General features: G+C 48.2%; 20 protein-coding genes. 4 read left to right on the forward strand and 16 right to left on the reverse strand.

Annotated elements, in window-relative coordinates:
- Nucleotides 1-2: 2 nt before the first annotated feature.
- The 6 genes from recC to JIN82_RS02485 form a co-directional block, all read right to left on the reverse strand.
- Nucleotides 3-3284 (reverse strand): exodeoxyribonuclease V subunit gamma, encoded by a 3282-nt coding sequence (gene recC / locus JIN82_RS02460; protein WP_200310055.1) that lies wholly within the window; start codon nucleotides 3282-3284, stop codon nucleotides 3-5.
- Between the two features lie 202 nt (nucleotides 3285-3486).
- Nucleotides 3487-4641: a metabolite traffic protein EboE gene (eboE, locus tag JIN82_RS02465; RefSeq protein ID WP_200310056.1), complete on the reverse strand. Its 1155-nt coding sequence runs from the start codon at nucleotides 4639-4641 to the stop codon at nucleotides 3487-3489.
- Nucleotides 4642-4683: 42 nt separating this feature from the next.
- Nucleotides 4684-4941, reverse strand: a complete 258-nt coding sequence (locus JIN82_RS02470) for a hypothetical protein (protein ID WP_200310057.1) — start codon at nucleotides 4939-4941, stop codon at nucleotides 4684-4686.
- A gap of 10 nt (nucleotides 4942-4951) precedes the next feature.
- On the reverse strand, nucleotides 4952-5170 hold the full coding sequence (locus tag JIN82_RS02475) for a hypothetical protein (RefSeq protein ID WP_234041723.1): 219 nt from the start codon (nucleotides 5168-5170) through the stop codon (nucleotides 4952-4954).
- Between the two features lie 9 nt (nucleotides 5171-5179).
- Nucleotides 5180-5977: a TatD family hydrolase gene (locus JIN82_RS02480; protein ID WP_200310059.1), complete on the reverse strand. Its 798-nt coding sequence runs from the start codon at nucleotides 5975-5977 to the stop codon at nucleotides 5180-5182.
- A 97-nt stretch (nucleotides 5978-6074) separates the two neighbouring features.
- The gene (locus JIN82_RS02485; RefSeq protein WP_200310060.1) at nucleotides 6075-6353 is read right to left on the reverse strand and encodes a hypothetical protein; all 279 of its coding nucleotides are present in this window, start codon (nucleotides 6351-6353) and stop codon (nucleotides 6075-6077) included.
- 63 nt (nucleotides 6354-6416) lie between these two features.
- Here JIN82_RS02485 and JIN82_RS02490 point away from each other — a divergent pair, with 63 nt between their 5' ends.
- Nucleotides 6417-6758 carry a hypothetical protein gene (locus JIN82_RS02490; protein ID WP_200310061.1) on the forward strand — a complete coding sequence of 114 codons (342 nt, stop codon included), beginning with the start codon at nucleotides 6417-6419 and terminating at the stop codon, nucleotides 6756-6758.
- Nucleotides 6759-7643: 885 nt separating this feature from the next.
- Here JIN82_RS02490 and JIN82_RS02495 read toward each other — a convergent pair.
- Both JIN82_RS02495 and JIN82_RS02500 read right to left on the reverse strand, forming a co-directional pair.
- Entirely contained in the window at nucleotides 7644-7979 is a 336-nt protein-coding gene (locus JIN82_RS02495; protein ID WP_200310062.1) for a hypothetical protein, read from the reverse strand.
- Between the two features lie 508 nt (nucleotides 7980-8487).
- Nucleotides 8488-9369 (reverse strand): AraC family transcriptional regulator, encoded by an 882-nt coding sequence (locus JIN82_RS02500; protein WP_200310063.1) that lies wholly within the window; start codon nucleotides 9367-9369, stop codon nucleotides 8488-8490.
- Between the two features lie 163 nt (nucleotides 9370-9532).
- Between JIN82_RS02500 and JIN82_RS02505 the strand changes: the two genes are divergently transcribed.
- Nucleotides 9533-10483: an SDR family oxidoreductase gene (locus JIN82_RS02505; protein WP_200310064.1), complete on the forward strand. Its 951-nt coding sequence runs from the start codon at nucleotides 9533-9535 to the stop codon at nucleotides 10481-10483.
- Nucleotides 10484-10535: 52 nt separating this feature from the next.
- Here JIN82_RS02505 and JIN82_RS02510 read toward each other — a convergent pair whose 3' ends face one another.
- The 8 genes from JIN82_RS02510 to JIN82_RS02545 all read right to left on the reverse strand — a co-directional run bounded on the left by JIN82_RS02510 (nucleotide 10536) and on the right by JIN82_RS02545 (nucleotide 19727).
- On the reverse strand, nucleotides 10536-10988 hold the full coding sequence (locus JIN82_RS02510) for a hypothetical protein (RefSeq protein WP_200310065.1): 453 nt from the start codon (nucleotides 10986-10988) through the stop codon (nucleotides 10536-10538).
- A gap of 366 nt (nucleotides 10989-11354) precedes the next feature.
- Nucleotides 11355-12287 carry an SGNH/GDSL hydrolase family protein gene (locus JIN82_RS02515; RefSeq protein WP_200310066.1) on the reverse strand — a complete coding sequence of 311 codons (933 nt, stop codon included), beginning with the start codon at nucleotides 12285-12287 and terminating at the stop codon, nucleotides 11355-11357.
- Nucleotides 12288-12356: 69 nt separating this feature from the next.
- Nucleotides 12357-13196, reverse strand: a complete 840-nt coding sequence (locus tag JIN82_RS02520) for an alpha/beta hydrolase family protein (protein WP_200310067.1) — start codon at nucleotides 13194-13196, stop codon at nucleotides 12357-12359.
- 254 nt (nucleotides 13197-13450) lie between these two features.
- Nucleotides 13451-15979, reverse strand: a complete 2529-nt coding sequence (locus JIN82_RS02525) for an HzsA-related protein (protein WP_200310068.1) — start codon at nucleotides 15977-15979, stop codon at nucleotides 13451-13453.
- Between the two features lie 988 nt (nucleotides 15980-16967).
- A complete protein-coding gene (locus tag JIN82_RS02530; RefSeq protein ID WP_200310069.1) occupies nucleotides 16968-17312 on the reverse strand; it encodes a hypothetical protein in 345 nt (114 codons plus the stop codon).
- 138 nt (nucleotides 17313-17450) lie between these two features.
- Nucleotides 17451-18107, reverse strand: coding sequence for an ankyrin repeat domain-containing protein (locus JIN82_RS02535; protein WP_200310070.1), 657 nt, complete (start codon nucleotides 18105-18107; stop codon nucleotides 17451-17453).
- A 93-nt stretch (nucleotides 18108-18200) separates the two neighbouring features.
- Nucleotides 18201-18791 carry a hypothetical protein gene (locus tag JIN82_RS02540; protein ID WP_200310071.1) on the reverse strand — a complete coding sequence of 197 codons (591 nt, stop codon included), beginning with the start codon at nucleotides 18789-18791 and terminating at the stop codon, nucleotides 18201-18203.
- Between the two features lie 474 nt (nucleotides 18792-19265).
- Nucleotides 19266-19727, reverse strand: coding sequence for a hypothetical protein (locus tag JIN82_RS02545; RefSeq protein ID WP_200310072.1), 462 nt, complete (start codon nucleotides 19725-19727; stop codon nucleotides 19266-19268).
- Nucleotides 19728-20016: 289 nt separating this feature from the next.
- Here JIN82_RS02545 and tnpA point away from each other — a divergent pair, with 289 nt between their 5' ends.
- Both tnpA and JIN82_RS02555 read left to right on the forward strand, forming a co-directional pair.
- Nucleotides 20017-20352: an IS66 family insertion sequence element accessory protein TnpA gene (gene tnpA, locus JIN82_RS02550; RefSeq protein WP_200310073.1), complete on the forward strand. Its 336-nt coding sequence runs from the start codon at nucleotides 20017-20019 to the stop codon at nucleotides 20350-20352.
- A gap of 8 nt (nucleotides 20353-20360) precedes the next feature.
- A partial coding sequence (locus JIN82_RS02555) for an IS3 family transposase (protein WP_200310074.1) occupies nucleotides 20361-20593 on the forward strand: 233 nt, incomplete at its 3' end.

The raw sequence follows: 20593 nt of genomic DNA on the forward strand, positions 1-20593 counted from the left end.
TGTTAGTCTTGCATGAGGTGGTCAAACATTGGCTTCCAGAGAAGCTCAGTGAGGCTTTCAAATTCATCGTTGAGCGGCGGTTCTGTGCCGTAGATTATAAAATGACTGTCTTTGCTATCATCGCCATAGCTATGACTGCCAGATTTCCAGCCAGTAGTTAGCGCTGCCCGGAGCGCGGCTTCTTTGTTGTCGGGCTCACCTTTGGGGGCGTAGAGCGCGCTTGCGTATTCGTAGCAGCTATTTGGGAAATGTGGCACCGGTTGGTGATTCATTTTTTCATAGATGTTCAGCCATTGAGTTAGGATTTCCTCAGCTTCTTTTGGCTGAACGTAATCAAAGTTGAGTACTTCCAGTTGACCCTTTTTACTGTCGAATTGGTGGCTGCCGCCATGTGCTTTTTTAGTAGCGGCGCTGGCTACGAGTGTGTGCAACCACAGCTTCATCCAATCTTTTGCTTTGACCTTAGCTGGTCGGCAGGTGACAGCCAGTTCTCCATCGTTAGCTAGCTGGATCTGACCGGTGATGCGAATATGTTGAATCGTTAGGTCGAGCTCGTAAGGGCTGGAAGGAATCACCTGATCAATCAAGGGCGCGTAGCTGCGGTTGATTTTTTCCATCGCCACATCGCCGAGGATATCAGCTGGAATGTGGCTGAGTTGGTGGTGAGCACGTATTTGCTGGCTGGAAAATAAACCATCCTGCAGCACGCGGTCTTTAATTTGATAGCTACTCAGACCATCCATCGCGTATGGTTCATGCTCGCTGACGGGAGGGGATTGATAGGCCAGATAGGCTTGCAGTCCATGGCGGATGAAATGACGTGAGCTGTCATCAAATGCGCTGACTAACTCGTGAATGCCGATTTCTCTCACCGTTTGCTCATCATCTGGAATGCGAGGGATTTTCGGCCGGCTCGATTGGTCTGGTTGCTGGCTGAGCAGTTCACGGCTAGCAGCTAACAATGAAGCATCGTATTGCTGGCGTCTGTTTGCTGCAGAGGAGAAATACAGCGGGTCAAAACCGTGTAAGGCTTCCCTGGTGCACAGTTGGTCAGCGGTTGGAAACTGGTCGATGAAACTTTGTAGTAAGGTTGACGGTGGACGTTCCTTACCATCTTTGATAGAGGCGCCGGTGTAGCTGATGTAGAGAGAATTGCGGGCTGATAGAATTGCTTCGAGAAACAGGTAGCTGTCGTCGTCACGTGATGAACGGTCGCATGGGCGGCGGTTTTTGATGGTTAGGTCAAATTGCAGTTCGCCTGGGCGGCGCGGGTAACTGTCGTGGTTGATGCCAATCATGCAGACGATTTTTGATGGAATCGCGCGCATTGGTTTGAGTTCGCAGAAGGTGACTGAGCCATTGAGGAATCCACCTTCAGGGCTTTCGTTAGCCAAGTGGTCGCTGATGTACTGAGCAAATGTGGCGGCTTCAATGTTTTCGTCGATTTGCGCGGCTTGGCTAGCTTCAGCCAATTTGTCTAATGCCTGATTTACCGGGATGAGGCGTTGTTGGGTGTCGGCATCGGCGCGGAAGGCATCAGTAATCCATGAATGGGCGATTTCTATCCATTCTGCGACGGTTCTTTTTTCCTGTTGGGCTTGCCAAATTTTATGCATCAGTTGGACAAAGTCACACAGTGAACCAAGGAGTTCAGCGCTCTGCCCTTCGACTTGATCGTAGGGGAGGGTATCGTGCCAGAGCAGTTCCGCGTCAGGGTCGCTGAGCGAGTTCTCAGGCATGGCGTATCCTAACATGAGCCGCTCTAGGCCAGCTTGCCACGACCAGTCAGCGCTGATTTTTTGCTGAGCAATCATCTGCACGTGCTGGCGGTCAAATCCCCAGCGAATACCAACATTTTCTATCCATTGTTGGATTTCTTTTAGTCCGTCTTCCTTGATGTTGAAGTTTTCAGCTAGAGACGGGACGGCTAACAATGATAGGGCGTCGCGGCTGGTAAAGCGTGAGTTTTGTAACTGAAGCAGCTGAATCACTGCCTGAATGCACGGCTCAACTGCTGGCGCTGATCGGTCACTAATGTGGTAGGGTAAGAAACACGGGTTAGAGTAATCATAGGAGCCAAATACAGCCTCAATAGCTGGTGAGTATTTTTCAATCTGCGGACACAGAACTAGAATCTCAGAAGCGTCTAACTCGGGGTGTTTTTCAAATTGATCTAGCAGGTAGGTGTGCAGTGTTTCTACCTCGCGCAGTGGGGTGTGGCAGCTGCGGATGTCAATGCTATCATCATCAGCTGCTACTGCTAGCTGATCCTCATCGTAGATGTTTTGATAGATCTGATCTTGTAGCCGCTGTAGTAGAGATTGCGGCTCATAGGGTACTGGGTGGCTGGGATTGAAGTCTACCTGTTGGAGCTCGTATTCAGCCTTCTCACCACTGTGCAGCGAGTATAGAAACTCGCGGCCCATACGCCCGTAGCTGGCTAACAATGGGTTTTGTAGATCAAATAGCCAGTCATCTTGCAGTTCGCTGCCAATCTCTTTTTCCATCATCCACTGGCGTTTGCTTTGGCTTTCACCGGTGTAGCCGTCTACAGGATTGAGCCAGTAGATATTTACCTCGACCACTTCACTGAGCAGGTAGAGGAAGTTGATGTAGCTCGGTGCTAGGTTAGACATACCAAACACGTGAATCGCTGGAGGTAGATGGTCCTTGCACGCTGCTAGAGCGGTGGTTGAGTTTTCGCTTAGCTGGATGAGTGCCTGTACCCAGTGCTGGCTATCGGGTTGTAGCTGGCGAAGGTGCTGCCAGAGTAGTCGTTGCCAAGTTTCGCTGGTTTTATCATCCGTAGCTACGGATTCGCCATTCTCCCATGCCTGAATCCAGAAAGGGCGATAGATCAGGTATTTATCAAACAGGCGCGCGATTCGGTCGCTGAGTTGGTAGCGTTTGAGGTCGGATTTGTCCTCGAGGTAATGGGCTAGTGGGGCGAACTCAGCTTTGTCTAGCAGGTCTGGCAGGGCGCGGTAGATCAACCATAGTAATCGATCACCTTCTAGCAAGTCAGCTGTTGATGATAGCTCTGGGATATGGCTGAGTGTTTCGCGCAAAAACTTATCAGGCAGCGGGAAATCTAGCTGCATGCAAATGCCATGTTTGGCTGCGATGCGTTGGCGCAGCCAGGTGGCCATGCCGCGATTTTGGATGAGCACCGTAGATCTAGCAAAGGGATTTTTTTTGCCTTCTTGGCCAAGTTTATCGATCAGTAGATCGGCTAGCGATTCTTGGCGAGGGTGGTGGTGCAGGTAGAAATGAGCGTTGGCCATAGTGGTGCGACTGGATGGAGGCGGGCGATACGAGGCAAAACTATCGCATTTCCCGATGATGGAAATACAAATTTTCTGCCGTGTTCTCGCTGGTAGTCGACTTTATACCACATGGTGTGGGACATTTAGCGGGTTAGGGTGGTGAAAGTTTGCTAATAGGCTGCGATGCTGTTGGCTGCACCGTTGTCAGAGAATGGCTCAGCTAGCCTTCCATCAGCTGGATGATGTGGCGGAATTCTGAGATGATCTGTTGGGTGAGCCCTTGTTGGAGGTTGTTGGGTAGGACTCCCCAGGTGTAGGTTTCGATCTCAAAATGTTGGCAGGCATCTGGGTGCTCTTTGCACCAGCTCAGCGTCTCTTTGAGTGTCTGCATGGTCGAGCTGAGAGGGGCTTCAGGCTCGGCGTAGACGGGGATGTGGAAGTGAACTCTAGCTTCGTTAGCCTTGACGTCGTGTTGTCCTAGCTGCCGCGCACGAAGGTAATCTGGCAGGTCAGCGTAACGATTGAGTTGACCTTCTGGTCCACGAGTGATCACCTGATGCAAGTAGGTTGGTTCGTTGAATTGGCTGATTTTTTCTAATCCAGCTGGATCATTAGGGTTGAATGATAGAGCGCTGGATAGGTGAATCTTGGAGATTTTGATATCATGCTTTTGGAGTTGGCTGAGCGCTTGTCCAGCTTGGTCAAATTCGATAGCAAAGTGGCAGGTGTCGAAGTTGACGCCGATGAATTCGCGCACCACATCAGCATCTTTGGCGGCGGCAAATAGGCGCTGGAAAAAGGCGATGGTTTCTTCGGTATTCTCGAAATGTCCGAGAGGTTCCGGCTCGAGGCCGAGGTGGAGGTCTAGGCCAGTTTCGAAGCTGAGATCTTCGATGAATTCTGCACATTCTTCTAGCTGGCTGAAGATGATAGATTCATCGGCGCCAAAGGCTTTGAATGAGGCTGGCAGGGTGGACACTGATCCGCTCATGTGGCTGGGGAGAATGGCTGCTAGAATGGTGAATAGCTGCTTGGTGTAGTGAAGACGCTCTGGCGTAGTCCAGTCAGGCTGATAGACTTTTTCTTTCACTGAGGTGCCGTGAAAGGCCCCGTAGGGGAAGCCATTGATGGTGAAAACGTGGCAGTTTTCTGCTGCCAGCCAGTCGATAAATATTTGTAACTCTACGCCTTGGTTGGCTAGCAGTTCTTCTGCTGCTAGGGCGGAGAGACGCAGGCCGATGGGGAATGATTGGCCGGCGAATGCGGTGTCTTGAGCGAGCCCATCACGCACGGCAAGCACGTCGGTTTTGAGAACATGGAATGTTTCTTCCCAGTTCTCAGCTGGGTGGATGTTAGTGCAGTAGGATGGGAGCATGGAATCTGGTGTGTGTGATCCGTGAAGGGTGATTAGAGGGGGTTAGTTCTCGAGACGCTCTAGGGTGAGTAGGCGGGTTTGTTGGGCGTAGGGGTCGACGAAGTAGAACAGCGCGTGGCGACCGAGAACCTTGATGTGGTATTCGCGGCCGCGCGGGTCTACTTGCACGTCGTCACCTTGTAATGTTGGATCTGCGCTGAGTGCTTTGATGAACTCAATAAGGTGCTTTTTGTTAGCCAGCTGGAAAAGCGCTAGGCTCACTTCCGTGTGTAGCAGCGTGGTGTGTTTATGGGAAAACATGGCCGTTAGCTTAGGCGTCTGGTTTGTCTAATGCCTTCTGGGCGACTTCCCAGTCGGTCCATTTTGTTGGTTCACCGTCGTCGATGCGCTTGTGCACTTTTTCGATGGCACTGCCGCCGGCGTTAGAGCGCTTCATGCGTAGCACTAACAAGCGTGCAGCCAGCTGGTCTTGCTCAGCTGCGCTGAGCGATTCGATTTTTTGCAGAATGATATCTAGCATGGTGTCCATGACGTATTGCTATGCTTTAAAGTGTTTTGATTGCGAGAGAAATTGTTTTGGATTGTCGTAGATCGCCTTTTGGATCGTTTGCTCTAGGTGCTGGCGTTTACGCATTTCCAGCGCGCATTTGACAACGGCGAGCGGGTCTGAGACTCCCCAGTCACATGCTGAGTTCATCCAGATCTGCTCCATGCCGTAGCATTCCAGCATGTCAATGGCGCGGGCGTGTGAGCATTTTGATTCTGGATAGAGAGTCATGCCGGCCCAGAATCCAGCGTCTAACACAGGTTTGATGGTGTGTTCTTCAACGTGATCGATGATCACTTTGCTAGGGTCGACACGGGCATTTTTCAGCGCATCGAGAATAAGCAAGGTGCCTTTGCGTTTGTCCTCTAGGTGTGGAGTGTGGATGAGGATGGGCAGGTCGTGGCTGAGCGCCAGCTGGACGTGTTCTTCAAAGATGACCAACTCGCTTTTGGAATTTTTGTTAAGGCCAATTTCGCCAATGCCGAGCACGTTAGGTTTATCTAAAAACTCAGGAATAATCTGCATCACCTCACGGGCGAAGCCTGAATCTTCGGCTTCCTTTGGGTTGATGCACAGCCAGCTGTAGTGGTCGATGCCAAACTTAGCAGCGCGTGCTGGCTCGTACTGGGTGAGCTGGCAGTAGTAATCGTAAAACCCCTGCGCTGATGTTCTATCAAATCCAGCCCAGAATGCGGGCTCGCAAATAATTTCACAGCCAGCCATGGCCATGGCCTGATAGTCATCTGTGGTGCGCGACACCATGTGCGCGTGAGGCTCGATGTATTTCATGAAAATCTAGTGGTAGTGTGATGGATAGATCTGCTGGAATGCTGGCGATTAGCTAGCGAAATGCACGATCTTTGGGAAATGTTTAGCAAACGACAGTTTATTGTTTTTCAGCTGGCGGACACGCTCCAACGGCTCCCTGAATAGTCGCTTTGTCGATGGGCTCGGTGCTGTGATCAGACAGCGCGTTGAGCACCGCCTCCGCTCGAGATTGATCGCCAGGGGCCAGCATCGCTTGCAGCGCCTGCAAAAACGCAGGGTGGCGAAAGTCGGCGTCGCCGTCGTGGCGGTCTAAGCGGTCGAGAAAAGCCGCGATATCGATCAGCTTATGGCGGTTGTCCATAAAGTACAGGTCGAGGATCTCATTCTTGCTAGGCATGATTTGCACGATAATTTCAAATTTCTAAATTCCAAATTTTTAATTTTGGTTTACACGATGTGCATGGAAAGAGATTTCGGCGACCAGCCACTCGACAGAATGATGCAGGCATGGGGCATGTCCAACCACGATTTGGTTGAAGTGTCCACTGAGCAAATGACCCACAAGCAGGTGCAAAAAGCCCGCAAGGGACGTAGGCTCACGCTTAAAATGATGCAGAAAGTCTGCCGCGCATTTAATGTGGCTATCTGGTACCAGCTCAACGACGAGGAAAAAGAAGCGTATTATGAATACATGCACCGTGATTTATTCTCCTACGCTAAAGGTGCTGATGAAAACTGGGTAGACCCAAATACCAAACTCATCGAAGCCTTCCTCGAACGTAAGGCTGATACTGATAAATAAATTTAGTTTGAACCTGCTCCCGCGCTAGCGGGTGGCAGGTGTGCTTCGCTCCGCGAAGGTGCGTGGGGTTGGAGGTTCGCTCGCAAGCTCGCTAAGGTGCGGGCTGCGCCCTGAAGGTTCGCTTCGCTGAAGGTTCGGGTAATGGAGACTCTCTCGTGTTTACGGGATTGAAATGATAAACAAAACGCTATTTGTGCGTCCGCTAGCTAGCTGGAAAATCCCCAGAAAAACCCGCAAGATTTCTATGGAAAGCTGGATGGATCGTTGATTTTATAGGGTTTGGTAAGGTTGTTGCTGAAAAATGCCGTGCATTTTTTTTCGCGGGCTTGAAGGTTCGCTCGCAAGCTCGCTAAGGTGCGGGCTTCGCCCTGAAGGTTTGCTGCGCTGAAGGTTTATTGCGCTGCGGATTTGGGTAATGTCTATTCTCCCGCATTTACGGGATTGAAATGATGGGTGGTTGCTTGTTTCTGTCCAGCTAGCTGGCTGGAAAATGCCCAGAAAACCCCGCAAGATTTCTATGGAAAGCTGGATGGATCGTTGATTTTATAGGGTTTGGTAAGGTTGTAGCTGAAAAATGCCGTGCATTTTTTTTCGCGGGCTTGAAGGTTCGCTCGCAAGCTCGCTAAGGTGCGGGCTTCGCCCTGAAGGTTTGCTGCGCTGAAGGTTTATTGCGCTGCGGATTTGGGTAATGTTGATTCTCTCGTATTTACGGGATTGAAATGATGGGGAGTTGCTTGTTTCTGTCCAGCTAGCTGGCTGGGAAATCCCCAGAAAAACCCGCAAAATTTCTGCTAAGAGCTGACGGGATCGTTGATTTTATAGGGTTTTGCCTGATTGCAGCTGAAAAAATGCCGTGCGTTTTTTTTTCGCGTTAATATGCTATTATCAATGGTGTCGTAGTACATGCGACACCGCGAGGAGAGACAAGATAGCGGTCATGATGCCCGCAGCACCAAGTTCTTTCGGGTATTTGAGTAGCCCATCTTTTTTATTGCGCACATAATTAAGGATCGGTTTCCAATTGTACTTCATGTGCACAATTGCGGCAATTAAACACACCAGAGCCGTAACATTATGCAAAGCCATTGAAATGAATTTAAGCCTTTCGGCTTGATTTGCGTCGGCGCTATGCAATGTCACTCCTGAAAACAAGAGAATTGGGGCGGTGAACATCATCAAGAATACTACCAAAACGCGGGGATTGAGTGTTGTCTTTTTCATTGTGTTAATCTTCGAATCTAAGTGTATTATAGTTTGTCGTTGTAATTAGAGTGATAGGAGCCCGCTGCAGTGATTAAGCCTCGGATATTAGCCATGGAATAGATCTTTAAGCATGACTTATGATCATCTTTGCTAGTTTGTAGTAGCAGTTGTGTGATTAGCTGAGGCTGCGATTATGGATGGCATTCACTAGTTATCATCTTGTTATGTTTGGATGATAGGTTTTCATCATGGCAGAAGTGGCAAAGCTACGATTTATATAGGTATAGCGAAGTATTTCAAATGAAGATAGAAATATCTAATCAGTCAATGAATTAGCTAGCAGTTAGTCTGACTGTTGTTTTATGACTCAATCATCAAGGTTCCAGTTAGATTTTAATGCGAAGTATGTGCGAGTGGTTCTGCCACGAATTGAAATGGCGCTGTGAAAAATGCCGTGTATTTTTTTCGGTAGAAAACTAAGCGGAATATTTTTTTGTTATCTTGATCTGTGGTGTTGGAATTGTTGTTAGTTAGAGGCCTTAGCTAGACACCATTGTTTTGGTGATTGGCCGTGGGCGCGCTTGAACTCTCGGCTGAATTGTGAGGGGCTTTCGTAGCCGACGTTTAAGGCGGCTTCACTTACACTAATTCCTTCAGCTATCATCATAGCGGCTTTATTTAAGCGCATAGATTTTACAAACTGGATGGGCGATAAGGTGGTGGCTTGTTTGAATTTTCGGTGGAATACCGCACGGCTCATGCCGGCATGCTGAGCCATTTTTTCTACGCTCATTGTTTGATTTGATGATGATGACAATAGCTTGATGACTTGGGCGATTTCATTGCCGACGCCAAATGCGCGTCTAGCGGAATCTCCCGCCTCACCTTTGAGCACGGCGTAGTAGAGTTCGCGCAAGCGTGAGCGACCCAGTACGGCTGCGTCAGCTGGCTGGCCTACTAACTGCAGTAAACGCAAGAGGGCATCGGTGAATGTTTCATCCCAATGTGCTAGAGCAAATCCTTGTGGCAAGGTGCTGCTCTTGGGGGCGGAAATTGCACCTGCTGCGCTTTCTATTTCTATGGCTAGCTGAGTCATCACTCTGGTATCTAGCGAAATGTAAACTCCCAACAGCGGATTGTCGGGCGAGGCGTCTGGTGTGCCAGCCTCAACAGGCATCGACACGGAACAGCACATGTATTGGCTGTTGTCGTAGAGATAATGCTTGCCGTCCAAAATGGCTTCTTTACTACCGCTAAGGATGGCGACCACGGTTGGCTCGTACACTGCTGGGGCGCAGCGGTGACACTCGGTGATGCGGAAAAGTTTTACCCCTTCGATGCCAGTTTCTATCAGCCCTTCATCGATAGTTAGGTCCTCGATGAGATGTTTTATTTTGTTTTTACTCACGATAATTACATAAGGCTAGATGAGCATAAGTTCAAGCTGGCGAGACAATTGGGCAAGTTTTGGCGATGATCACCCCTAGTTTTGTCACCATTTGAGAGTTATGGTTAATCATCGCTGGGACGCAGATTTTCTATCTGTAGCCGGTAAACCCAATCTTAGAAAAATGATGGATAATAAAAATTTTGAATTGAATGGATGGACGCCTGATCAACTTGGATCGCTAGCTGGAAAAACCTACGTCATCACTGGCGCTAACAGTGGGGCGGGTTTTGAAGCCACTCGCATCTTTCTAGCTAAAGGCGCCAAAGTGGTGATGATGAACCGCAGTGAGGAAAAGTCAGCTGCAGCCATTGCCAAGCTGCGAGAAGAATTTGGAGCTCATGCCGAGGTGAGTTTTGTACGCATGGATCTAGCAGTGCTGGATTCAGTTCGTGCTGCCGCGGCCGAATTGCTAGAAAAGGTGCTGCAGATTGATGCCCTGATCTGCAATGCCGCCATTGCTCAGGTGGCCAGGCAGGAGATCACCGTGGACGGCTTTGAAAGCCAGTTAGGGGTGAATCACTTTGGACATTTTCTCTTATGTGGTTTGCTTTTCGAGCGCATAGCGGCGTCTTATGGGCGCATCGTAGTTGTCGGTAGCAACGCGTATAAAATGGGTCTGAAGAAAATTCAGTTTGATGACCTTAATTTCGACAATAACTACACGGCGTGGAATTCTTATGCGCAGAGCAAGCTGGCGCAGATGATGTTTGCCTACGAGCTGCAGCGCCGTGTCCAGTCAGCTGGTAAAGATGTCCAAGTGCTGGTTTGCCACCCAGGCGCGTCGCGTACCAATTTGTTGAAGGACACTGCCAGTTGCTTCAATAAAATGCTGTGGGCGATGCTTTCGCGCATCATCGCACAATCCGCTGAGCGGGGAGCTTGGCCTGAAGTGATGTGCGCCACTCGTGATGGGCTAAAAAGTGTGGCCAATTATGGTCCAACAAAAAGAGCTGAAACCGTCGGCCCAGTTGGTGAGTGTTCATTAGATAGATTGGCACTAGATCGTGAGATGGCAGCCAAGCTGTGGACAATTTCCGAGCAGAAAACTGGTCATGCTTGGTCGCTTAGTTAGCTGACTGCTGCTAAGCATTGGAAGTGACGTGGTAAATTTAGTCTAATGATGACTACTGCTTTGTTATGGCAAAGAAGTCTTCAGAAATACGCGTATAGTCATCGTGCTGAAATTGATGCCCTGAGATAGCGCCAATGTATTGCGGCCTATCAGCCCCTTTTTTCTTGATGGCTATCCAGCCAATGGGATGCCCAACAACGAGCCCCCAGCGGGCTAAGGAAATGGATTCTAGTTCATTTAGTGAAGATGAATAAATAACTCGTTCTGATTTGTTAGTTATCTTTACCTCTGTTTCAGTAAATTGCACGGTATAGGTTTGAGGCCTCAGGTAAATAGTCGAACCTAGCAGAATGGTCAAGATGGCTGAACCAATTAACTGAAAACCAGACGGGTTGTTAGCTGTTTCTACGAAAGAAGGGATAGCCGTGAAGGAGGCGACAGCTAATAGTATGGGTACAACACGCGTCCAATAATGAGTGGCATTTGAAGTGAAATGATGAGTCATGGGAGATTGATAGAGAGCTAGTTTAGCTAGCCGGTATAGTTAACTGGATGGGGGAAAGTTTTGAGCTCATCATAGTTCATCGTGTCCGCCAGCTGCTTAGCTTTTTCTGTATTTAGTAGGTCCGGGTCGGGCAGAACTCCGAGTCTAGTTAGGTCTAGCCTGTCTGCATCCCAACAGCTCTGAATAGTTGGGTGAGTTTATCTGAAGGTGATAGAAATCTCTAATCAGTCAACGAAATATCTAGCGGTTAGTTTCGGGCTGTCACCAATTTCTCCACTAGCTTGCTGGCGTGTGCTTTGTCGCTAGCTTGAATGAACCAGCATCAGCTTGCTTGGCTCAAATCGTTGGGTTTGGTGCCCAGTTAGGTTACTTGTAAATCTGCTGCTCGAGACTTCTAGCTTCTTCTGCAGCAGATTCGAGTGTGCCGCCTTTTGGTACATTGGGCCGCAGGGGATTGGTTTCCGCATGAATGGCTTTTTGATAGCTACGCATTCGCTGCGTGATGGCGTTCAGCCTTGAGCTGTCGAGGAGTGCATTCGCGGAGCTTAGCTGTGCGCAATCAGGGTCACCAAAGTATTTGATTAGACACTGTGCCATCATCCAGTGGCCATCGCCGTTTGGATGGATACGATCTTTCTGCACAGTAAAGTTAGGTTGTTGTTGCTTGGCGAGGTCAACCTTGGTGCGCATTTCTGAGTGAACATCGACGACGTGCCATGCTAGCTCTTGTTGATCTACCAGCCACTTTGCGTAGCTGGTGAGCACGCTGTCGTAGTCAAAACCATCTTTGCCATGGTTATCGAAAATTGGCGGAGTTAGATGCACGATCTCGGCTTCGTATTGTCGGGCGGCTGCCCGTAGGCGCAGTATGCCGTTGCGGTAACGAGCGAACCTCATTTCGTCTAACTCACGGTAGATGCCGCAATTCATGCCGTAGCAGGCAATGATTAGATCAGGTTTGGTTTTATCGAGCACTCGCTCTAAGCGCTCAAACAAACACGGTCGTGAGAATTTCCCGCCAGCGTGGTTTTCTTCGCTTAAACCGGAAACTGTTTCACTGCTTAATCCGCCGTTGATTACGGTAAACCGCTGCAGGGGAAAGCGTTTCACTAACCAGGCGTCGAAGTTTGCCACGTAGCCACCAGCTTGTGTAATGCTGTCTCCGAGGAAGAGGATCTTTTGGCTATTCTTTAGGAGCTGTTCAGGCGTGGTTTTGTTAGCTTGACTGGCATCGTGTTCTGTTGCGAATGCGTGACCTGTACCAAGCATCAAAATGACAATCAGGATCAGATATTTCATAGGCTGCCTTTAGTCGAATGTGCGTGTCTGTTAGTTTGAGTAGCTAAGATATTTTCTATCAGCTAGGCGCTACGGTTGGACATTTTTTAAGATGAAATCAACGATGGGCTTGGGGTCTTTAAGGCTATGAGGGTGGTGGCCAACATCCTTTTTGTGAATCACCTGAATGGAGCCGCCCAGCTCCTTATAACGTTTTTCAATGATAGCGGAATTTTCAGCCACGGGCACGACCAGATCCGCGTCGCCGACAACATGCAGTAATGGGATGCCGGCAGCGGCTATGGGTTGCAGCTTGTCGATAGGGTTATTTTTATATGCTAGAGCTTCGTCTTCCGTCATGCCATAGGCTTGCAGGCACTTCAGCCAAGCTTTAGGAGCTCCTTTTCCTGAGCCTTTGCCAGCTGGCCAACTTTTGAAGTCGCACACAGGGGCATCTGCGTAGATGCAGCCAACTTTTTCAGGGTTTGCTGAAGCCCAATTGTATACTATCAATCCACCTCTAGACATGCCCTCTAACGCTGGTTTCTTGTGGAACCCATGCTCAGTTGTCAGGTATTGATAGAAAGTATTCCATCGCTCAACCGCTGCAGGTGAGCCAAATAGTCCAGCTACATCAACATAGGCTACATGAAATCCATTTTCCAAACAGGCGATATCAGTCTGAGGTTCAATGCCAAAAAACCTAGCTCTCCAAATCCACGGTTTTCCTGCGGCAACCTCATTGGGGATGACAAGCCTGCAGTTAAGTTCCTCAATCTGGAAGTCATATTGCTTAAAAGAATGGAAGGAGGATTGAACGCCTGGCCACGTGGTCTCTGATTTGTTTGAGTCCGCTGCCGTAGTTGTTACTGGCAGTAGTAGGATCAGCCCGAATATTAGGGCTACATTTTTTAAGTTTATCATCTTCATGATATCGGGTGAACTTCAGAGTTTGTTAGTATATTTTCAGAACATAAGTATTTCAGTAGCCGTTCTGATAGTCTGTGGTGATAATATTTCCGCAGGATGAAACAAATCTCTAATGAGTCAATCAGATATCTAGCGGATAGGGGGGGGAGGGCTGTGAAAACAAAAAAAGCCCATTACCTAGCTAGCTGTGGCAAGCATGGGTGAATGGGCTTGAGCTTAGGTCTGGGTGGTTAGACCTAATTTAGCTGAAGGGATTATTTTTCGCCAATTCCTGGGTCGTAGACTTTCATGCCTTTCTGAATGGCACGTCGAGTTTGAAGTTCTCGATCTACTAACTCATCGTAGCGATCAAGTCGTCGCTGGTCCTCAGCTGACGGCTTGTATCCAGGCATATCATTGCGTGGTGTTTGTTTGAGTTTTTCGGCGCCTTTTCTAATCAGAGCTAGGGCATGTTCTTTGTCATTTGCTTCCAGTTTTTTTAGAACTGGGCTGCGTTCTGGACGAGTGAAGTTGACGTAAGTTGGTGAATAATAGCCGAATGGACGTTTTCTAATCCCTTCGATAGAGTGAAACTCTTCCAATGTTAGAGGGGATCTGCCGGCAGCTCCCTCAGGGTAGGCGCTGCTGTAGTCCGGGTAATACGGAGCGTTCAGATCAATCCATGTGAGCAGGGTGTGATATTCTTCTGCCGAGAGTTTTACCCCTTCATGTCCTTGATCAAGTATCTCTATCAGCTTGCTTTTGGCTGATCCCCATTCGTATGCGCCGTATACTTTATTAGCTCCGCCACCTACTGTGGAAATGTACTTTTTCTTGTGTAGCTCGAGATATGATATCGAGAATGTTTCCGTTAGGTCGCCACAGAGTAGTAGCTTTTCACCACCTTCGGTATCGTAGTCGTGACATGATAGGCAATGTTTATCAAAGATAGGTTGCACCAGTGCTTGATAGGAGAAGTTGCCCTCAGTTTCAGCGGTCTCTTCTGTGATCTTATAGGGAGGTTTTGATAGGGCTGACAATTTACCTGCATGTGGAGGTGGGGCATTATCGCGATCATAGTGGCAGCCGATGCATGAGTTGACCTCACCGGGCTGGGCGACCATGCCACTGCGCATGGACTGGATCATTTTGCCTTCTTCATCTAGCAACTGAAGGTAAATAAATTTATCTGAGGGGACGGTAAATTGCACGGAGCCGTCTTCTTCAACAGGAATGGTTGCCATCACTCGCTTGTTATCGAAGTCGTGGAAATTCATCGCTGGAGACTGCGTTCCTTGACCTTGGTATTCAGGGTAGGTCCAGTTCATTTTTGGTGGGTTGTCAACAACGCGCAGCCATTTGATAGATCCTGGAGCCACTCCTTCCATCTGGCTACCCTCATAAACGTTCATGATTAGGAAGGTGCCTTCTGTCTTTGATAGATCAGTCTTATCAGCTAGGAGAGCTGGTTTTTCATACTTCTGAATTGGCATTGGGTCGTAATAACCACCGCCTGGTTTGTCAGACTTGGCTAACATGACTTCATTGCCAAACATATCGATGAGGAACATAGCTACTTCTGTGTTAGCTATGTCGCCAATGCTACGTGATACGAGGAAGTAGTTTTTTGAAAGCGGCAGTGGATCTTCGTATTTCACTGGCAACCTTCTGAAGTTATCAAAACCACCAGAGCCTGAGTAATCTTGAGATTCATCAGCGATTAGAGCACGCGCTGCTTCTGGCCAGATCTTAACAACTGTCTCAGACCCTTCGACCCCGCGGTTACGGTCGAGAATTGCTAGCGCGCCCCATGCCTTGTCGTGACATGAGCTGATGATGGCGATGAGTTTATTGCTGCCAGGAATAGGGCGGGCATTCAGTAGGGGATGCGGAGTGCTCTGCCACATGTAAAGCGCTGGATTAGTTCCGTCTGGGTTAGATGTCCAGAGTCCTTGAGCACCTCCGAAGTTACGGTCTACATATTCCCAGCGGTTATAGAGCAGTCTGCCATCTGGCATCTGAATGCCGTGACCTTCGAATTCTAAACTCTTGCCGATCTGAAGAATGTTAGCTCCATCACTGTCCATCTTGTAGATGTTAGCCATGATGTGGCGGTTACAGGTACAGAACTTCGGTTCTCGAGTTGAGCTGAAGGCAATTTTGCCATCTGATAGATAGAATGGATCGATGTCAGAGACACCAGCTAGAGAGGTCAACTGCTTCATGCTGGAGCCGTCAACATTCATCTCGTAGATAGAATAATCGTCATCAATGTTCTCACGATAGGAAAATACTAGTTTCTCGCCTGAGAAGTGAACTTCTGGGTCGCGAATAGCGCCTGTTTCTGAGCGGAAGATGGTCTTCTCCTTGTTTGTATCCAGTGAGAGCACTTTAAGTTCGCTCCCTTGCATCTTGAGGAACTTTTTCTCGTTGATCTCACCCTTCTGGAAGATATTGCCCGTATTGTGGTGATCTTTTGGATACTGTGGGCGCTCAACAAAAAGGATGTCTTTATCTTTCAGTAATGGGTTTTCTGCCGCCAGTGCCTTAACCGCAAAATTGTTCAATGCTTCTTGGGTATCATCGATAGATTCCAGCTGCTTGAGAAAGGCTTTTCCGTGCGGGTATTCAGCGCCGTAGGCATCTATCAGGTTCAGGATAGACGCCTTAAGGCTAGCTTTTGTCATGGTTCTTTTTGGCGCTTCAATAACGATTGGGTCATTATTCTTAGCGGCATTAAGCTCTGATATGGGTACGGCTAGGATCATTGCCGACATGGCCCATAATGCATATTTTTTCTTCATCTGTTATTTTTTAAATCTTTATGCGGATCGATTTTTTCAGCGTTATCTAACGCGTTAGCTAATTTCGATCATGTTATTCTTAGCTTGCTCTTGTTGAATCGCGAGATGGACTGCATCATCTGGGAGCTGTGTGCATATTCATCGCGATGGCTGGAGTGGGCTGTTAGCCTGTTTGCTAGGTATTCTTGTCTGCGCTCAGCTGAAAAGACAGGGGGGAGTGGGGCGCACTAAAATGATTATGTTAGAATCACTTTGTCAGCAAATTTTCAAATTTTGCCGAATTCAATGAGACGCAAATACTAGTTGAGGTCGGGTCTATGGCTGCTGGGTTGTCGGTTAATAATCATTAATTCATTTTGCTCGGCGAGCGGCTAGGGTGGTGAGGCATATTTGGGAGAGCTTCGATTCATTCTGTGCTTGCTAGAAATACTTTCGAGCAATCACAGCATACTATTTACGTGTGAAGGTTCATCATCTTTCGCTCTCCGCTGTATTGGGTCAGTATTGAAACGTTATTATTAAATGATTTAACAAGAGCCTTCCTAGTGATTTTTGTGTTAGGTTCTTGCTGAATCGATATACCGATTTTGGGGTCAGCGACTGCTCGAAGCAGGGGAAAAGAGATGTTTCCGACATGACATCTATCTAAGTGCAGAAATGATGAGCCGGTTGCAAGCAAGTTGCCATCATCTGATAGGCAAGTGTGTTGGCTCAATGCTGCTTTCAAGCAATGCTTTTAAGAAGTGCCGTTTTCAATTTCACTTCTTATAGCGCTTGGAATACGTACGCATTCATGTGATCCATGATCACTTTATGGGAGCACAGCGCTGAACCCTAATAAAGTAAGTAGCTGAATTCAATTAATCTGAGAGGCTGTAGACAATTTTTAGCCTATCTATAGAGCTGCTTCACAATGGCTCGGGCATAGGAAATAATGGAAAGCGAGTTGCTCCGTGTTGTCGAGAAGTAGACAACGACTGTATCGGTTTCAGGGGAAACGTAGAGCGCCTAGCCGCCGAGCCCAGCTTTTATAGAGGTCGCCGTCGGCAAAGATGGCATCCCACTGATAGGAGGTTCCTTTTGGTGGGTCGTCTTCACCAAACGACCTGATCATGCGCGGCCCTTGAAAGCCTTTGCCGTAGATACCCGCATTGACCGCGGCGTAGACGGCGTCGAGATAGTCTTCTGGCACGACACGTTCCTCGGCGACTACATTCCAGCTGGGGGTAAACAAGAGCCCAAATCGCGCACAATCATGCAGCGAGGATGCAAATGCGCCACCGTGGAGCCCTTCACCCGCAGATGAGAGACCTAGCAGACCATCGCCTTCCATGCCGGCTTTCGACCAAATTCTATCGCTGACCGCACGGTTCCACGCCCATTGTAAATTAGCGCTTGCAGCTGACTGCCGCTGAACCCGCCACGACTGAGCCGATAGACGTCGTTAGAGTCTTCAATAATTGCAATTCCGTCACTTGCAGCCGCGATGTGTCGGTATCGGGCGCTTGTTGTGCGCATTCATGTTAGAGGTCTGCCATGACGTGCCATATTCAGGTATCTCCTCATTGGAACTCTTGGTTAGCTCTCGTAGAAGCAAGTAAATCTCTTCATGACTAGCTGCCTTCGCTGCATCCACTGGTTTCCACCCGTTCACCCCCTTCAAATGTGGGTTCGCTCCTGCTTCCAATAGAATAGTAACGATCTCGAGATGTCCCTTGAATGCTGCATTGATGAGAGCTGTATTTCCTTCACCCTCCATATTATCTACCATAGCTCCTTCTTCGATTAAGATATTGACGATATTAGTATGACCGTTCCAGGCAGCCTGATTGATTGGCCAACTTGGCTCGACACCCCAACCTGTGTCTTCAACGTATCCCGCCTCGTAAAACTCTTTATAGTCGTTGATCCCGTCAACATCAGCTCCAAGACGGAGCAGAATTCTTACTCCAGTCTCGTCACCTGTGCGACAAGCTTCACGAAAAAGCCAAAACCTATCTCCAGCTGTCATTTGAGTGACTGTTTCAGGCGCTGTAGTAGCAGCTTTTTCACACTGAGATTGTAGGGCTATCATCACTACAATCAGAACTAGAAGTATAATCGCAGAGGTATGTTTCATTTTTTGCATAACATAAAGTTCACCGGCGGCGATGGCAGCTTCTATAAACGATTAAAGCTATAAATAGTGTGAGACAGTCTGAAAAACCTAGCTGCTCAGCTGCTAGCGGTCGGGGGCATCGCCTTGTTCGCTTTTGATTTTCAGTTTGGCGTTAGACTTCAGTTCCAGGGCGAACAACTCAGCAAAAACATCGTTCACACGCCCAAATCCCCAGTGGCCATCGCCATTGATTTCGACCATGTCGGCTTCATGTGTCTCCGATCCGTCGGGGGAGTAAAAGAATGTCCGAAGCTCGCCCGGAACTGTGGAAACAAAGCGCCCGTTGAACCGCTGTGCATCCTCAATGAAATGTACATACTGAACCTTCTGTCCGATCTGCCATTCCCCACAGTGGACATGCGTGACAACAGCTCTCTGAATCAGCTGGCCTTTGGGTAATGTAGCAGAAGGCGGAACCCACTCTTGCTCGTAAACGCAAATGTCGACGATGATAGAATTGTGCCTAATGTAATTCTGTAAGGTCTCCAACATGCCATTCTTCTTGGCGGACTCGATAGAAATTTCACCTGCCGAGGCCACTTGAAGAAGCAAGAGTATTGTTATGAGTTGGCGGATCATTTTTGAAGTTAACGTTAAGTACTGGCGACCAACCCCGCTGGATACGAAACCGCGCCGCATATCAATTTCTGCCACAACCAAGTCCAAGAGTCACCGTAAATCTATCAGCTGGAGAGATAGGGGCGCCTGCTTCGGCTTGTTCACCTAGACATTTTTTGTTGGAGCTGACCGACTAGCCGGGAGCCAAAATCCAAGACCTGCACAGAAAAACAACCAAGCTTCCAATTAAAGCTACTACGGAAGGCAACATAGGGCTCTCACCTCTGCTAAAGCCAATAAGGGCAAGTAAGCCAGTGAAAATCGGCCCGACAATGAGCAATAAGTGGCCAACTATCGTCCCTCCGAAATTGGAAGGACCAGATCCGAAGCTACTCTGAAAAGTAGAATATCCTATCAAGACAATGGTGACGAGAATAGCCAGAGCAGAACCACCGCACGTGGCAGGTTTAACATTTTCTGGATCAGCCATTTAAAGGAGAACGTCGAAAGCCGCCCAGCCGCTACCAGCGAGCGAGCTTTGATTTCAGGTTATAGTTAGTAAGAATCATTTCAACGTTGACTCGGCGCGGGTAGAGCATTGGTGTAGGCTGTCTTGTTAGCCCAGTTTGTTCGCCAAATCGATCTATTACGAATAAGGTGAAAAAGAAAACCTAAAACCAGCAGACTTTGAATCCCTCCATCCTCAAGAGGTAAACTACTTAAAAAATGCCCGTAACTAATCACTCCTAGAGCGGATAGAGAATACGCAATGCCAAAATCGTAAGCGAATTTACATCTAGTTAGGATGAAAATCCCCGTGAGTCCACCTAGAAGAATCGTACCTGTTAGCATAACAGTAAAATGCACTTCGCCAGCTCCCTCTTCAATTGAAAAACCGTAGGCAGATAAGCCAAATATGTCTCCTCGATAAATCATTTGCCCTATAACCAGTATTGGAATGATAGTGAGAAATGCAAAACACCATGAGAAGAATCTTATCCATTTCGGTGGTGATTTATCTGATTGTTTCATTTTTAGCCTAACGTTACACCTGACCTTCGGTGTTCATAAACTCAACTTTATCGACTCGCGTTTTCACCGTAAGGTCCAGGTGCTGGTTGTGCATTTTTTGCCTCAGAATGGCTTTGTGCAAATCTGAAACTGTAATTGGTTTCACTTTATACCCACCAATCCCAAATAGTTTCCTTATACATTTGGGAATCAAAACCGAACCTTCGCTGTGAAATAAAAACTCATTATGAACTTCCCCAAAATACTAGCCAGCAGGTCTCCTAATTGATACCAAGAAATCATAGAGACCATGACACAACCACGTAGAAGACATAGCGAAGAATTTAAGCAGGAAGTCATCGATTACTTTCTGAGTAGTGCTAAAAGCGTAACCCAAATCTGTAGAGACTTCCAAATCTCGCCCAGCCAATTTTATGCCTGGAAAAAGAAGCTCCTTGGGGACGCAGAGAGTGACCGAGCCTCAGGCGAGGGCATGAACGAAGTCCCCAAGGAGGCTTCGGTCGCAGAGTTAGCTGAGGAAGTTAGGAGGCTGCGCCAAGAGCTAGCCAAGTCACAGCGCCGTGAAGAAATCCTAAAAAAGGCTGCGCTCATATTGGGAAACGATCCTCACAACAATATGAGCTAGTTCAGAAAATGAAGGATCAGGGTAACTATTCGGAGCTAGAGCTGTGCGCAGCTTTCGGCGTTTCAAGAGCTGGTTATAGGTACTATGTTAGCCAGCCGTCAACTCAGAGAAAATGCACTCAGTTAGAATTGCTTGCAGAAATTAAAGCCATACATAAAGACCACAACCTTAAGGTTTATGGCTCGCCTCGAATGACTAAAGAGCTACAGGCCAGAGGCTGGAAGTGCTCTGAAAATACCGT

The sequence above is a fragment of the Persicirhabdus sediminis genome (genome assembly GCF_016595495.1).
Taxonomy (GTDB): Bacteria; Verrucomicrobiota; Verrucomicrobiia; order Verrucomicrobiales; family Akkermansiaceae; genus Persicirhabdus; species Persicirhabdus sediminis.